This is a genomic window from Nocardia sp. MH4, assembly GCF_019266065.1.
GTDB lineage: Bacteria > Actinomycetota > Actinomycetes > Mycobacteriales > Mycobacteriaceae > Nocardia > Nocardia canadensis.
The window spans coordinates 443,210-457,413 of the sequence record NZ_LPNR01000112.1 but is presented as its reverse complement, the minus strand read 5'-3'; the positions used below and the strand labels follow the sequence as shown (position 1 = coordinate 457,413).

The following is a 14,204-nucleotide window of genomic DNA, read 5'->3' as shown; positions in this document are numbered from 1 at the left end:
GCCGAGCACGAGTCATCTCATCGAACAGGAGTTACGGGTATGGATTTCGTCAATGCGTCCGCGATCGTCACCGGCGGTGCGTCGGGTCTCGGCTTGGCGACCGTGCGGGAACTGCACGCCCAGGGCGCGAAGGTCGTCATCGTCGACCTGCCGTCGTCCGACGGGGCGACCATCGCCAAGGAGCTGGGCGAGGGCGCGGCCTTCGCGGCGGCGGACGTGACCGACGAATCGGCGGTCGCTGCGGCCCTCGACGTCGCCGAATCGCTGGCACCGCTGCGGATCGCCGTGAACTGCGCGGGCATCGGCAACGCGATCAAGACGGTCGGCAAGAAGGGCGCGTTCCCGCTCGCCGATTTCACCAAGGTGATCAACGTCAACCTCGTCGGCACGTTCAACGTGATCCGCCTCGCCGCCGAGCGCATGGCGGCCACCGAGCCGGTCGGTGAGGAGCGCGGCGTCATCGTCAACACCGCGTCGGTCGCCGCCTACGACGGCCAGATCGGCCAGGCCGCCTACTCCGCGTCCAAGGGCGGCATCGTCGGCCTGACCCTGCCGGTCGCGCGTGACCTGGCGAGCTTCAAGATCCGGGTCGTCACCATCGCGCCCGGCCTGTTCCGCACCCCGCTGTTCGAGACGCTGCCCGAGGAGGCGCTGCAGTCGCTCGGCGCGCAGGTCCCGCACCCCTCGCGCCTGGGTCAGCCCACCGAGTTCGCCGCGCTGGCCCGCCACATCGTGGAGAACCCGATGCTCAACGGCGAGACCATCCGCCTCGACGGCGCGATCCGCATGGCGCCGCGCTGACCTGATCGACACTCCAGGGCTTCCGGCCGGGCACGATGTCCGGCTGGAGGACCGGGTCCGGCGGTACGCTCGCCGGTCCGCCACATTCTCCGCGCGAGTCGCGCACCTCGGCCGGATAGGTTGTCAGGGTGTTCGAGCAGACGCGCCGGTTCGCGCTGCCGCCGATCAGCGCGGCGGTGACGATGTTCGTGGCAGTGATGGTCGGCCTGCATCGTGGCTGGGTGGTGACGCAGCTATGGCTGCTCGCCCTACCGGTACTGGTGCTGGTCTGGGTCGTGGTGATCGTCGTCTTCGCGGTCGCGATCGGGCGAGCCCGTCGGTTCCCGCGGCGGTGGCCCGTCGTGGTCACTGCTGTCTTCGCGGTGATCGGCACAGGTGGGCCCGCGCTCTTCGTCGCGGAGCCGGAGGTCGGGGTGTTCACCCGATTCTGGCTCGAGCGGCCTGCGTTCGCGGCGGTGGCGGCGACGTCGGTGCCGGCGAGGCCCGACGACTATTACGGGAGCCCGCTACCGAGCCACCTGTGCCTCGTTTCGGCGAATTGCCGAGTCGCGGTCATCGGCACCAGTGGTGGACACCCGGTGCGGTTCGTCCCCGACTACGTCGGAATTCCCGATGGCGCAACGGGGTACGCGCACTTTCGCGGTGCGCCCGGTCCCGGACCGTACGACGGATTCGGCGACCCGATCTGTCCGAAAATCGAGCTGTCCGGCGGTTGGTGGTGGCTCGGCGGCTGCACGTAGGTGTACTCGGCGGAGCAAGACCCAGCCGGTCAGACGACGTGCGCGACGTCGGCGGCGAGGAAGTCGCGGATCGCCGCCCAGCTGGAATCGCGGGCACCGGGGCCGGCGATGATGCCCAGATGGCTTCCGTCGACCTCGGCGAAGCGCACCGGCGCGCCGACGAGCACTTCGGTCCCGGCCGCGACGGAGGCGGCCGAGGCGAGTTTGTCGCGGCGGCCACCGATCAGCAGGACCGGGACGGTGATCGCGGCCAGCTCGATCGCGTGCGCCGGGCTCAGATGCACTGTGCCCTTCCACATCTCGTTGCGCACGATCAGCCGGCGATAGACCTGCCGATAGAACCGGCCGGGATACCCCGGCATCTCGTCCATGAACCGGTCGACGGCCTGCATCCGGGCCAGCGCTTCGACATCGCCGGCATTGCGGGCGATGTACCACGGTTTGGTCAGTTCGCGGTCGAGCGCCTGGGCCCGGAAACCCATGCGCACGGCATGTTTCGGTATGCCGCCGAGAAGTCGCACGGGTTCGGTGACCAGCCGGCCCGAGGTCAGCCGGGCGACCGAGCGCGCCAGCGCCATCGGGCCGTTGCGGCGCTGGTCGAACGGTGTGCCGACCGCGGTGATCGAGGCGAGCGGGAGACCGGGGTCGGCGGCCGCGGTGAGCAGGCTGATCGTGCCACCGAAGGACCAGCCGATCACGTCGACCGGGGCGTGCGCGTGCTCCGCGCTGACCCGGTGCACCGCGGTGGGCACGATGTCGTCGACCCATTCCTCGAATCCCAGGTTCCGGTCGGCCCAGCCGATCTCGCCGTAGTCGATGACATAGACGTCGCGGCCCAGGTCCAGGAGATACTCGACCAGGCTCTGGCCGGGTCGCAGGTCGTAGCAGGAGATCGTCACCGCCAGCGGCGGCACCAGCAGGATCGGGTTGCCGGTGCCCGCGCCGGTGCGGCGGTAGCGTCGCAACAGCCGATGCGGCTGGTCGTAGACGACCTCGGACGGGGTCGGGACATACGGCTCGATTCCGGGGCCGAACAGCGCGCCCACATTACGCACCGCGTTGTCCCAGCTGACCATCACATACCTCCACGCCCGTGCCCACCGCACATTTTACCTGGACATCGTGTCCGACTTATCGCCGGCAGGCAAATCGCCGCCGACGGTCGGGCGCCGGGTTCCTCGCGCGGCCGCCCGCCTCCCGGTCTCCGTGTGGCCACCAGGTCAGCATGCGAAACTACTAGTTTCGTATGAAGCATCGGGCAATTCGGGGCGCGCCGGACAATGCCTCAATTCGGCGTGGCGATCAGGTGAAAGAACCTCGCCGTGTAGATGTAGGGCGCGCGGGAGGACATCGCGAGTTCCAGCTGTTCGAGTCGGGCGAAGAAGTGCGGGTCGGTCTTGCGCTCGTCGTCGACGATCAGGTCGCAGACGCTGCGAATTCCACGGTGCGCCAGCACCCGCAAACCGGCATCGGTGAGGCCCTGTGCGACGTCGTCCGCGTAGCAGGCGCGGGTGCTTTCGCTCGGCTCGGGTCGTTCCCGGCGCGCGGTACGCCGGTCCGTTCGACCCTAGCCGGGTCCGGGGTCGCCGCGGTTGTGGCTAGGGAGCCGGGGTGAGGAAATCGTGGAGGAGGGGTGATATCGGATTCGGCGGGAGGAGGTCGTCGAGATTCGTCAGGGCCGCCGCGGGCGGCAGGGTTCGATCCGGGGTGTGGGACGGGTTGTCGATGTCGGCGGCCGCGGCGGCGATGCCCTGGTCGATCGCGACGGACAGGTCCGCCGGGAGGGTGTCGGTTCTGCTGGGGTCGAGGGGTTGATCGACATGCAAGGGGGTGGGGGCCGCGTAATCGGTGCGGTCGTATCCGGTTTCGATCACTACGCGCAGGGCCGGTTCCAGGAGGGCGGCGACGGGTTCGGTGACGTCGGTCCGGTTCAGGTGGTGTCCGACCGCGCGCAGGGGATACAGCAGGGGCAGGGTGCCTTCGGGGCTGGGGATCGTCTTGTAGGTGGTGTCGCCGTGGACCTGGCAGTTCGCGGGATGGTCGTCGCAATTCTGCTGTGCGAGGTAGTCGGCCGGATCGGGGTAGCCGTAGATCGCCGCGCCCGGCTTGGGGTGGCTGCCCGCGCCGTCGCCTTTCGGCTGCAGATAGGAGGGGTGGATGAGCAGGGTGCCCAACAGGGCATTGGCGTCGGCGACGACATTGAGCGGATAGGCCGGGAAGTCGGAAATGCCGTCGTACTGCATGGCGATATCGGTTGTCGCGATGCCGGTGTCGGTCGGGGTGGGCGGTCCGAAACTGATGTCGGCGATCAGGATCTCCCCGAAACGTACCGGCCGCTCGATGATTCCGCCGTTGGGGCGATTCGGGTTCGCGATGAGGACGAAGGCCAGACGATCCTTGTCCGGGGGTGTCAGGCCGGCCAGGGCGGCCTTCTGCGCACTGGCGACCGTCGCGCCCTGCGAATAGCCGAAGACGACGATGCCGCCGTGCGCGGGAGCGTCGATCTGTCGGGCGGCGAGCGCGCCGAGAGTCGTCACACCGTCGGCCACCGAGGGATTCCACTTCGCCGAGGATGCCTCGGGACCCTTCGACGAGATGACCGGCCACAGGGACGCGTCGTACGGGACGGGAACGAAGGCGACACCGGGACAGGAGTTGTCCGTACAGCCATCCGCGCCGGGGGCGACGAAGTTCTGGTAGGCATTGCTTTCGAAGTTGTGGGCCACCGACGGGTCGCTGGTGTCGGTGCCGGGAACGACCAGCACCGTCGTCGCGGCGAGAGCGACCGCGCCGACACTCTGCACCTCGAGCCACACCACACCCAGTGCCGTCAGAATCGCGGCGGACACACTGCCGCGTGCGGCCGAACGCCGCCTCCGTTCTCCCGCCTTCATCGCCCGACCGATTCGTCGCGTCGTCGATGTCTGCGGCATGGACTGCCCCTTCAGCGGGAGGGAAGAGCGAGACCTCGGCAATTTCAGAGCAATTCTGCCAGCGGTTGTGCTGTGCGACAAGGACGCAACGCGGAGAGAATGGCAGCCCCTGCATCATTGCGCGCGCTGATCGAGGCAACGCCACCGTTGCGGCAGCGTTGCGCGGAGTCGGCGGAGAAGCGGAGATCGGTGGACGTGCGCGGACCGACGACGCGGATCGGGAGTGATCGAGACGTCATCAGGGAAAAGAAGGAGCGTGGTGGTCAGTGGGTGAGTTTGAGCCCGACCACGCCGGTCACGATCATGGTCAGGAAGACGAGCTCGGCCACCGTGACGGGTTCCTCGCCGGTGGCCATGGCGTAGGCGACGGTGAGGACCGCGCCGATACCGACCCAGACCGCGTACGCGGTGCCCACGGGAAGTTCGCGCATCGCGACGGCCAATCCCGCCATGCTCGCCAGGAGCGCGGCGAAGAACACCACCGAGGGCACGAGCCGGGTGAAGCCTTCCGATTTGCCCAGAGCCGTTGCCCAGACGGCCTCCAGAAATCCGGACACGACCAGCAGAATCCACGACATGAGAGCCCTCCTCGGGCCGTCTTGTCGCACTCCGGGTACGGCACCCCTCGTCCGGAAGCCCGAGGTCCGGGCTCACTTCCACCATGGCACGCCGGTTACCGGGCGGCAAGCGATGGTGGTTCGGCTCACCGCCCGACCTGTCGGTGAGTATCCGTAAACTCCTACCGGTGGGGAGGATTCGCGAATTCGCCGGTGGATTTCTGCTGACGCTGCCGAGCCTGACGCTCAATGGAGTGCTGGTGTATGTGGTCGGGGTCGGTATGGGTTACTGGGCGGCGATGATCGTGCTCGCGCTGTGGTTCGTGATCGGTTGCGGTGTGGCGAGTGCGTCGTGGTTCCACCCGAATCGGGCACAAGCGGCGGCGGCGTACGGATTTCGTCCACCGGTCGGCGCGGAGCCGGACCTGCTCGCGTCAGCCTGGTCCGAGGTCACCCGCGCGGCCGGCGTCGACGGTTGGCCCTATTCGCTGTGGGTGCAGCAATCGGCCGCCTTGAACGCCTTCGCCGCCCCCGCCCGGATGGTCGCGGTGACGAGCTGGGCGCTCGGGTCGCTGCGGCCACGGCAATTGGCCGCCGTGCTCGCCCATGAACTCGGCCATCACCTCCTGCTCGATCCGCGGCTGCGGCTGCTCGACGACTGGGCCTCGCTCCCGGCCCGCGTGGTCCGCGCGATCGGCAAGATCCCTGTCCGCGCGGCGCGGGGTCCCGGTGTCGTCCGCCTGCTGATCCGGTCGGCGATCTCGGCCGCGCTCCTGGTGGGTGCGGCGACGGTGCTGACGCCGCGCATCGGCGCACCGACCGTCGCGGTCCTGATCACCCTGCTCGTGCTGGAACCGCTCAGCGCGGCGGCGCGCTCGCGGCGAGGGGAGTTCGCCGCCGATCGGATGGCGGTCGACTTCGGGTACGGCCGCGATCTGCACGGCGCACTGCGCAGGTGGCTGCCGCACGAGTCGACTCCCGCATCGCCACTGCTCGCCGCGCGTGCCCGCTGGCTCGGCACCCATCCGCCGACAACCGAACGGCTGCGGGCGATTCGGCGAGCCGTCGCGGCCTGACCGCCCGCGCCGTGGGAAGGGGGCGCACCCGCCGGAGGAACAGTCGGCGGGTGCGCCGGATCAGGAGCGGTCGCGTCCACGGCGCGATCCGCACCGCGAGGGCAGCTCGGCGGTGCGGTTCCGCGGGGCGCGAGGAGCCGCCGCGGGTGTCGGGTGCGCTCGGTCGGCGAGACCGGACACGGCCGGAACCTGATCGCTGCCGATACTGCCGTCCGCAGCGTGAGGATTTCGTGAGCCGCCCACCCCCGCCAACCCTGCTCGTCGGAGGTGTCGGTGGGAATCGGTAGCGTCGTGTGCTGTGGAAACAGGGGAACGTATCCAAGAACTCGCCGATCGCATCGTGGCGCTGCGCGACGCCTACTATCAGGGCGAGCCGCTGGTCGCCGATGCCGAGTACGACACGATCGAAGACGAGTTGCGTGCGCTGATCGCGGCGCACCCCGAGCTCACGCCCGAGCCGAATCCGCTCGACCAGGTCGGCGCCCCCGCGGTGCTGCACGCGCCGGTGCGGCACTCGCGGCCGATGCTGTCGCTCGAGAAGGCCACCAAGCCAGAGCAGGTCGAAGCGTTCTTCCAGCGGTTTCCCGGCCAGCCGGTGGTGGTCATGCCGAAGCTCGACGGTTTGTCGCTGGCACTGGTCTTCGAGGACGGCCGGTTGGTGCGGGCCGTGACCCGGGGCGATGGCACGACCGGTGACGATGTGACCATGCTGGTCCGCGCGCTGGTCGATGGTGTACCCGACCGGATCGAGCTCCCCGGGCGGGTGGAGGTGCGCGGCGAGGCGGTGATGCTGCGCTCGACCTTCACCGCCTACAACGCGGCGCACCCGGACAAACCCCTGATCAATCCGCGCAATGCGGCGGCGGGCACACTGCGGGCCAAGGACCCGGCCACCGTCGCCGAGCGTCGCCTGCAGTTCTTCGGCTTCGACCTCGACACCTCCGATGACAACGCCGCGCACGACCTCGGCGCGGGCCTGCACGCGCTGGGCGTGGAAGGCGCGCGGATGCGGCTGTGCGCCGACGCGGCACAGGCGCAGGCCGCGATCACCGAAATCGAACAGGGCCGCAACGACCTGGACTACGACATCGATGGGGCCGTGCTGCGGCTGGCCGACCGGGATGCGTACGCGGCGGCCGGAACCCGCTCGAACTCGCCGCGCGGCGCGCTCGCGTTCAAGTTCGCCGCGGAGGAGAAGACCACGCTGCTGGCCGACGTCGTGTGGGACGTGGGCAAGACCGGCAAGATCGTGCCGGTCGCCTGGCTGGAGCCGGTGTTCGTCGGCGGTACCACCGTCACCAAGGCGACACTGGCCAACCAGGAGGTGATCCGCGCCCGCGACATCAAGATCGGGGACACCGTGCTGGTGCGCCGCGCGGGCGATGTGATCCCGTTCGTGGCGGGCGTGCTCGACGCGGCCGCGCGCACCGGCGAGGAGCGCGAGATCGTGCCGCCGACCGCGTGCCCGTCCTGCGGGCAGCCGGTCACCGAGCAGGGCAACAGCCGAGAGCTGTTCTGTACCAATGTGGCCTGTCCGGCCCAGACCGTGCGCCGGCTGATCCACTGGGCCTCGCGCGCGGCGGCCGACATCGACGCCATCGGGCAGGTGTGGATCGAACGCCTCGCCGAGGCGGGCATCCTGGAACGCCCGTCGGACTTCTACACCCTCACCCAGGAGCGCCTGCTCGAATTCGACCGCATCGGCGAGGTGTCGGCCGCGCGGATGATCGAGTCGATCGACGCGAGCCGCCAGGTCGGCCTGCGTCGCGCGCTGATCGGCCTGGCCATCCCGATGGCCTCCGACGGCACCGCCGCGCGACTGGCCCGCGCGGGTTTCGGCTCCCTGGAGGAGGTCGCCGACGCGGGCGAGGAACGCCTCGTCGCGGTGGAGGACATCGGCCCTAAGGTCGCCGCCTCCCTGGTCGCGCACCTGACCCGCCTACGTCCGGAGCTGGAGCGGTTGCGCGCGGCCGGTGTCAGCCTGGACGTGCGCGAGGAGGACCTCGCGCCGGTCGTCGCGGCGGGTGCGCCACTGGCGGGCAAGACGGTCGTCATCACCGGCGCCATCAGTGATCCGCGGTCGGGGGAGAAGGTTGCCCGACCGACCTTCCAGCGCCTGTGCGAGCAGGCGGGCGCGACGGCGGCCTCCTCGGTCTCGGCCAACACCGACCTGCTCATCACCGGCGCCGGCGTCGGTGACAGCAAGCTGGCCAAGGCGGAGAAGCTCGGTGTCGAGGTCGTCGATCAGGGCGCGATCTGGACCATGCTGATCAGCGCCAAGGTGGTCTAGACCGCCCGTTCCCGGCGGCCCGCCGCAGCGGGCCGTCGGGAAGGCCACGGCGTCGCCGTCATTCGTCCGGGGTCAGGATCTCCACGTAACCGTCGGCGCCGTTCACGCGGATGCGCTGCCCGTCCCGGATCAGCGAGGTGGCATGCTCCACCCCGACGACGGCGGGCAGTCCGTATTCGCGGGCGATCACCGCGCCATGGGTCATCAGGCCGCCGACTTCGGTCACCAGGCCCCTGATCGCGACGAACAGCGGAGTCCAGCTGGGGTCGGTGTAGGCGGTCACCAGGATGTCTCCCGGGTCGAGGTCGGCCTGCCCGATGTCGGACACGACGCGCGCGCGACCTTCGATGATCCCCGCGGAGACCGCCATGCCGGGCAGTGCGCCGGACGGTAGATCCTCGCGCCGGTACGCCCCGCTCAGCGCCTCGCCGTCGGAGGTGAGCACCCGAGGTGCGGACAGCGACTGATACGCGCGGAAGGCGTCCTTGCGCTCGTCGATGAGTTCGGCACTCACCCGGCGGGTGCGGACCACCTCGCCGAGTTCGTCGAACCGGAGGTAGAAGATGTCCTCCGGCGCGCGCAGGACGCCGTCGCGGACGAGCCGCCCGGCTTCGCCGAGCAGCGCCTGCTTGTAGACGAAATAGCGGCTCACCATGCCGTACTTCGGATACTCCCGATAGCCGGAGTAGGTGCGCAGGCGGTCGATCATCGCCGCGGTCTCCTCGGCCTTCGCGGCCCCGTCCGGCAGGGCGCGCACGCGGTCCAGGAGCTGATGCTCGGCCTGTTCGGCCGCACGCAGGCCCTCGTCGAAGCGCTGCGTGCCCGCACCGGGCCCGAAGTTCTCGATATTGCCCAGGATCGTGGGCACGAGCGTGGTGGGACTCTCGCTCCAGCGCGGGCGGGTGATGTCGATCTCGCCGACGCAGCGCATGCCGTAGCGGGCGAGAAAACCCTCGATCGCGGCGCGGGCCTCGGGACCCCCGGAACGGTCGGCCAGCTCGACCAGGAAGCCGTCCGGCCCCGGGCCCGTCTGCTCGACCTGCTCCAGGTAGGCGACGACATCCGGGTGCGGACGGATCGCGTCGGCGACGTCGAGCAGTGCCAGACCCATCTCCGAGGTCACATTGCCCGGAACCGACTGCAGGAGCACGTCGGCGGCGTTCTTCTCGCCGAGCCACTCCCACAGCCGGTCGTTGAGCCACTCGGTGGCCTCCATCGCCGACATGATCGCCTGCAGGCTGCGCGGCGCGAACACCGTCCGCTGCAATTCCTGGATATCGGCGCGGAGGAAATCGATCAGCGCCGGGCCCGTGTAGTTCGGGATCTCGCGCTGCAGCGTCGCGATGGAGGAGTCGATGTCGGCGACCAGCTCGGCGACGAGGTCGGGGTCGGCCTCGATCGGCGTGCGCGCCGCACCGGGCGTCGGGACACCGGCGGGTGCGCGGACCTCGGCGTCCTCGGTCGCCGGGCGGAGGAAGTCGCCGCGCTCGACCACCGACCGTAGCGCGTCCCCGATCAGCGGATCGGACTTGCCGAGCCCGTCGATCAGGCCGGTGCGGACCGCCGGCGCGGACAGCATCTCGGTGACGTCGACGAACAGGCGACCGCCCGCGTCCCGCATCGGCGCGCGACTCGTCAACTGCCACAGCGAGATTCCCAGTGGCTTCATCGCATCGGTCATCATCTGCTGGTGGCCCACCGACACGTAGACGCGGTTCTGCCCGTCGGCGGCCACCGGAATCGGGAACAGGGTGGTGATCGGTCTGCTCTGCACGATCCGCGGATCCGCGCCGTCCAGACACCACTCGATGTCCTGCGGACTGCCGAAATGCGCTTCGATCCGGCGGCCGAGCCGAGCCAGCCGCAGCACCTCCGCATCGGTGAGCACCGGGTCGTTGCGCTGCTCCTCGGTGATCTCGCGTACCCGTGTGCCGCCCGCGGGCGCCGGCTCGACGGCGAGTTTCTTGGTGGCGATCGTCCGGTCGACGACGGTGTCGTCGCGGACCCGGTAGATGTCGGCGTTCACGAGACCGGAGACGAGCGCCTCGCCGAGGCCGAAACCGGCATCGATGGAGACGATCCGCCGGTCGGAGGTGACCGGATCAGCGGTGACGAGAATGCCCGAGGCACGCGGGAACACCATCCGCTGCACGACCACCGCCATCCGAATCACTTTCTCGCCGAACCCGTTGCGCAGCCGGTAGGTGACGGCGCGCTCGGTGAACAGCGAAGCCCAGCACCGGCTGACGTGCTCGAGGATCGCCGGGGGTCCCACGATGTTGAGGAAGGTGTCCTGCTGGCCCGCGAACGACGCGGTCGGCAGGTCCTCGGCGGTGGCGCTGGACCGGACCGCGTAGGCGCCGTCCACGCCGAGCCGGGCGTGCGCGGCGAGGATCTCGGCCGCGACGTCCTCCGGGACGACCAGGTCCTCGATCGCGTGCCGCACCCGGGCGCTCACCGCGGCGATCGCCGCACGGTCCTCGGCCGCCAGGCGCGACAGTTCGTCGAGCAGGTCCTCGATCGCGGGTGCGCCCGCCAGCGCCCGGGCGAAGGCGTCGGTCGTCACACAGAAGCCGTCCGGCACGTCCACACCCTCGATGCGCGCCAGCTCACCGAGGTTCGCGCCCTTGCCGCCGACGATCGCGATCCGGGTGCGATCGATCTCCCCGAAATCCAGTACATAGGCCATCCCCGCTACTCCTCACCTGGTGGTTTCGGTATTTCGCGAGCGATTATGGACCACAATTCCGCGCCTCATGAGGGCCCGGATTCGTGTATACAGTAGAAGGGGGAGGCAAGCAGTCGGAACGTGCCGCGACCGGCAACGGCCCGTCGACGGCGAGGATTCAGCGACCACCCGGGCGATCGGTGCGTAACCGGGCATGCAGGTGCATGTCGTGGCAGCCGTCGCGGTGGCGCCCGGCGCCGCGCAGGGTGCCTTCCAGAACGAATCCGCACTTGGCCGCGACACGGCACGACGGCGCGTTGTGGACCGAGTGGGTGAGCTGGATGCGGTCGAAGCCGATGTCGTGGAACGCCCACCGGGTGAGGACCCGGGCGGCGCGGGGTGCGACAGCCTGGCCCCGCCGGGCGGGTAGCGTCCAGTAGGCGAGTTCGGTGTGGCCTTCGCCGAGGTCGGTGCGGCGCAAGCCGATTCGTCCGGCGACCTCGCCGTCCACGGTGACGGCCCACTGCCCGTTGCCGGTGGACCAGGTGCCACGCCAGCGCTCGATCCACTCGCGCACCTGGCCGACGGATTCGGCGCTGCGGACGTGCCAGCGGCTGATCGCCGGGTCCTGGAACGCCCGGTACACGACCGGTGCGTCGGCCGCGGTCCACGGGCGCAGGATCAGGCCGTCGATCCCGGGAAGCGTCGGTTGGGGTGTCGCGGTGAATCGGTCGGCATCCACCACGGGTGGCAGCAGTTCGGGCATGCCGATATTGTCCGCTCGCCCCGGTCCCGGTGGCGGACAGTCGGTCTCACTCGATCGGCGGTACCTGCTCGGCGGGCAGGGGCGGCGGCGGCGGGGTGCCGTCGCCGAACGGGCGCCCGCCCAGTTCCTCGCGGTGGTGCGGTGTCAGCCAGTTCGACAGGTCCGGGCCGGCCGGGATGATGCCGGTGGGGTTGATGTCGCGATGCACGACGTAGTAGTGCTCCTTGATCTGGCCGAAGTCGATGGTGTCACCGAAACCGGGGGTCTGGAACAGGTCGCGGGCGTAGGCCCACAGCACCGGCATCTCGGTGAGTTTGCTGCGGTTGCACTTGAAATGGCCGTGGTAGACGGGGTCGAAGCGGGCGAGGGTGGTGAACAGGCGCACGTCGGCTTCGGTGATGGTGTCGCCGACGAGGTAGCGCTGGGTGCGCAGCCGCTCGGTCAGCCGGTCCAAGGCGTCGAAGAGGCGGACGTAGGCGGCGTCGTAGGCGTCCTGAGCGCCCGCGAAACCGCAGCGGTAGACGCCGTTGTTGACGTTGCGGAAGACGTCGAGGTTGATCTCGTCGATCTGCTCACGCAGCGGTTCCGGATACAGCTGCGGTGCGCCGGGGCGGTGATAGGCGGTCCACTCGGTGGCGAAGTCGAGAGTGATCTGGGCGTAGTCGTTGGTGGCGACCTGACCGGTCGGGATGTCGACCACGGCGGGCACGGTGATGCCGCGCGGATAGTCCGGGAACCGGGCCAGGTACGCGTCGCGCAGATGATGGATGCCCAGCACGGGGTCGACCCCGCCAGGGTCCAGGTCGAAGGTCCAGCTGAGCTTGTCGTGGGTGGGGCCGCACAGGCCGAGCGAGAGCACCGGTTCCAGGCCGAGCAACCGGCGCACGATCAGCGTGCGGTTGGCCCACGGGCAGGCCCTGGCCGCGACGAGCCGGTAGCGGCCGGGCTCGACGGGGTAGCCGTCGCGGCCGTCGGCGGTGATCCGCGTCGTGATGTAGTTGGTGTCGCGACGGAATTCGCCCGGTTCGACATAGGTTCCCGCATCGGCATCGCTCACCGTCCCAGTCTCGCAGACTCCGCATCCGCCGGTTCCGGGACCGGATGCGGCGCGTCGGCGGCCGCGAGCGCCCGGCGCACGCCGACCGGACCCATCCCGCGCGACAACCCGAGAATCAGGGCGGCACAGCCGAGTCCGGACAGCACCAGGCTCGTCGCGAACAGGGCCGAATAGCCCGCCAGATCACCGACCACCCCGGCCGCCATGCCCGCCACACCCTGGACGACGACGACGGCGCAGGCGAGCAGCGTGTAGTCGCTGCCCGCGTGGTCGGTGTCGGCGGCGTCCATCATGAGCGCGAACACCGCGACCGTGGCGGCGCCACCGAAGACGTGCTCGGCCAGGCTCGCGGTGACGAGCAGCTCGAATCCGCCGATCCCGTGCGCGGCGAGCAGATACAGCACGATGCCGGCGGTCTGGGTGACACCGCCGATGAGCAGTGCGTGCCTGCGACCGAAGCGGTAGGCGAGCCAGCCGCCGAGGCCGGCTCCGGCGAGCGCGCCCGCCGAGGACAGCACTCCCTTGATCAGCGCGATCTGGCCGAGATCGAGCCCCGCGTCGGACAGGAACGGACCGGTCAGCGCGGACGCCATCGAGTCACCGAACTTGAACGCGCCGATGAGCGCGATGAAGGCGAGAATGCCCGGCCGACGCAGCCGGGTCCACCAGGTACCGAGCAGGCGCGCCGGATGCCGCGGCGGCGGGCGGTCGGCGACGGGTTCGCGTAGCAGCCATACCGGCACCGTGGTCAGCACGATCAGCACGGCCATGGCCAGGAACAGCATCCGCCACCCGGCCAGGGCGAACAGCCACAGCAGGGCGCCGCCGCCGACGATCATGCCGACGCGATACGCGCCGACCTGGATGCCGTTGCCCAGCCCGCGCTGGCGCGGACCCAGCAGACGCACGGCGAGCCCGTCGGTCGCCACGTCCTGCGTCGCCGAGAACAGATTCACCACCACGATGCCGACGAACAGCCACCGCAGCGACGACGACAGGTCCAGGCACGCGAGCAGCATGGCGACCGCCGCCGCGGACAGTTGCAGCACCAGCAGCCAGGTGCGCCGGGTGCCGTACCGGTCGACATAGGGCGCCCACAGGAACTTCAGCGCCCACGGCAGGAACAGCACGCCCGAGGCGCTGATCACCACCAGCGAATAGCCCGATTCGCGCAGCACTACCGGCAGCGCCTGGGTGAAGAAGCCGAACGGCAGACCCTGCGCGAAGTACAGCGCGGACAGCAGAACCAGCGTGCCGGTCGTGACAACACCCGGTCGGGTGGCGGTGCTCATGCCGACATCGTCGCAGAGACCCCG

The 14,204-nt window shown here is 69.9% G+C and carries 12 protein-coding genes and 1 riboswitch; of the genes, 4 read left to right on the top strand and 8 right to left on the bottom strand.

The genetic code is table 11. The features are described from left to right. Window positions 1–39 precede the first annotated feature (39 nt). Complete coding sequence (locus ATM97_RS24295) at window positions 40–801, top strand: 3-hydroxyacyl-CoA dehydrogenase (protein WP_218720446.1); 762 nt, start codon at window positions 40–42, stop codon at window positions 799–801. 128 nt (window positions 802–929) lie between these two features. Beyond that, window positions 930–1,541 carry a hypothetical protein gene (locus ATM97_RS24290; protein WP_218720444.1) on the top strand — a complete coding sequence of 204 codons (612 nt, stop codon included), beginning with the start codon at window positions 930–932 and terminating at the stop codon, window positions 1,539–1,541. A gap of 29 nt (window positions 1,542–1,570) precedes the next feature. On the opposite strand, the gene ATM97_RS24285 is transcribed toward ATM97_RS24290, so the two are convergent. From ATM97_RS24285 to ATM97_RS24270, 4 genes are all read right to left on the bottom strand, one after another. After that, the gene (locus tag ATM97_RS24285) at window positions 1,571–2,617 is read right to left on the bottom strand and encodes an alpha/beta fold hydrolase (RefSeq protein WP_218720442.1); all 1,047 of its coding nucleotides are present in this window, start codon (window positions 2,615–2,617) and stop codon (window positions 1,571–1,573) included. A 209-nt stretch (window positions 2,618–2,826) separates the two neighbouring features. Continuing rightward, the gene (locus tag ATM97_RS24280) at window positions 2,827–2,997 is read right to left on the bottom strand and encodes a hypothetical protein (protein WP_218720440.1); all 171 of its coding nucleotides are present in this window, start codon (window positions 2,995–2,997) and stop codon (window positions 2,827–2,829) included. A gap of 142 nt (window positions 2,998–3,139) precedes the next feature. Next, window positions 3,140–4,390: a PE-PPE domain-containing protein gene (locus ATM97_RS24275; RefSeq protein ID WP_218720438.1), complete on the bottom strand. Its 1,251-nt coding sequence runs from the start codon at window positions 4,388–4,390 to the stop codon at window positions 3,140–3,142. 347 nt (window positions 4,391–4,737) lie between these two features. Continuing rightward, window positions 4,738–5,052, bottom strand: a complete 315-nt coding sequence (locus ATM97_RS24270; RefSeq protein WP_218720436.1) for a multidrug efflux SMR transporter — start codon at window positions 5,050–5,052, stop codon at window positions 4,738–4,740. Between the two features lie 10 nt (window positions 5,053–5,062). Next, window positions 5,063–5,129: riboswitch (guanidine-III (ykkC-III) riboswitch) on the bottom strand. Window positions 5,130–5,219: 90 nt separating this feature from the next. Between ATM97_RS24270 and ATM97_RS24265 the strand changes: the two genes are divergently transcribed. Continuing rightward, the gene (locus tag ATM97_RS24265; RefSeq protein WP_218720435.1) at window positions 5,220–6,107 is read left to right on the top strand and encodes a M48 family metalloprotease; all 888 of its coding nucleotides are present in this window, start codon (window positions 5,220–5,222) and stop codon (window positions 6,105–6,107) included. 298 nt (window positions 6,108–6,405) lie between these two features. Continuing rightward, window positions 6,406–8,397 carry an NAD-dependent DNA ligase LigA gene (gene ligA, locus ATM97_RS24260; protein ID WP_218720433.1) on the top strand — a complete coding sequence of 664 codons (1,992 nt, stop codon included), beginning with the start codon at window positions 6,406–6,408 and terminating at the stop codon, window positions 8,395–8,397. Between the two features lie 58 nt (window positions 8,398–8,455). Here the strand turns inward: ligA and rph are convergent, their stop codons facing one another. The 4 genes from rph to ATM97_RS24240 form a co-directional block, all read right to left on the bottom strand. Beyond that, window positions 8,456–11,086, bottom strand: coding sequence for a rifamycin-inactivating phosphotransferase (gene rph / locus ATM97_RS24255; protein WP_218720431.1), 2,631 nt, complete (start codon window positions 11,084–11,086; stop codon window positions 8,456–8,458). 157 nt (window positions 11,087–11,243) lie between these two features. Continuing rightward, window positions 11,244–11,831 carry a GNAT family N-acetyltransferase gene (locus tag ATM97_RS24250; protein ID WP_218720430.1) on the bottom strand — a complete coding sequence of 196 codons (588 nt, stop codon included), beginning with the start codon at window positions 11,829–11,831 and terminating at the stop codon, window positions 11,244–11,246. Between the two features lie 46 nt (window positions 11,832–11,877). Further along, on the bottom strand, window positions 11,878–12,888 hold the full coding sequence (locus ATM97_RS24245) for a glutathione S-transferase family protein (RefSeq protein WP_218720428.1): 1,011 nt from the start codon (window positions 12,886–12,888) through the stop codon (window positions 11,878–11,880). Next, on the bottom strand, window positions 12,885–14,180 hold the full coding sequence (locus tag ATM97_RS24240) for an MFS transporter (protein ID WP_218720427.1): 1,296 nt from the start codon (window positions 14,178–14,180) through the stop codon (window positions 12,885–12,887). The genes ATM97_RS24245 and ATM97_RS24240 overlap by 4 nt, the downstream gene beginning before the upstream one ends. Between the last annotated feature and the right edge of the window lie 24 nt (window positions 14,181–14,204).

Coding starts and splice junctions, on each gene's coding strand:
- ATM97_RS24295 (WP_218720446.1), top strand. CDS start 40: ATGGATTTCGTCAATGCGTCCGCGATCGTCACCGGCGGTGCGTCGGGT.
- ATM97_RS24285 (WP_218720442.1), bottom strand. CDS start 2,617: ATGGTCAGCTGGGACAACGCGGTGCGTAATGTGGGCGCGCTGTTCGGC.
- ATM97_RS24270 (WP_218720436.1), bottom strand. CDS start 5,052: ATGTCGTGGATTCTGCTGGTCGTGTCCGGATTTCTGGAGGCCGTCTGG.
- ATM97_RS24240 (WP_218720427.1), bottom strand. CDS start 14,180: ATGAGCACCGCCACCCGACCGGGTGTTGTCACGACCGGCACGCTGGTT.
- ATM97_RS24250 (WP_218720430.1), bottom strand. CDS start 11,831: ATGCCCGAACTGCTGCCACCCGTGGTGGATGCCGACCGATTCACCGCG.
- rph (WP_218720431.1), bottom strand. CDS start 11,086: ATGGCCTATGTACTGGATTTCGGGGAGATCGATCGCACCCGGATCGCG.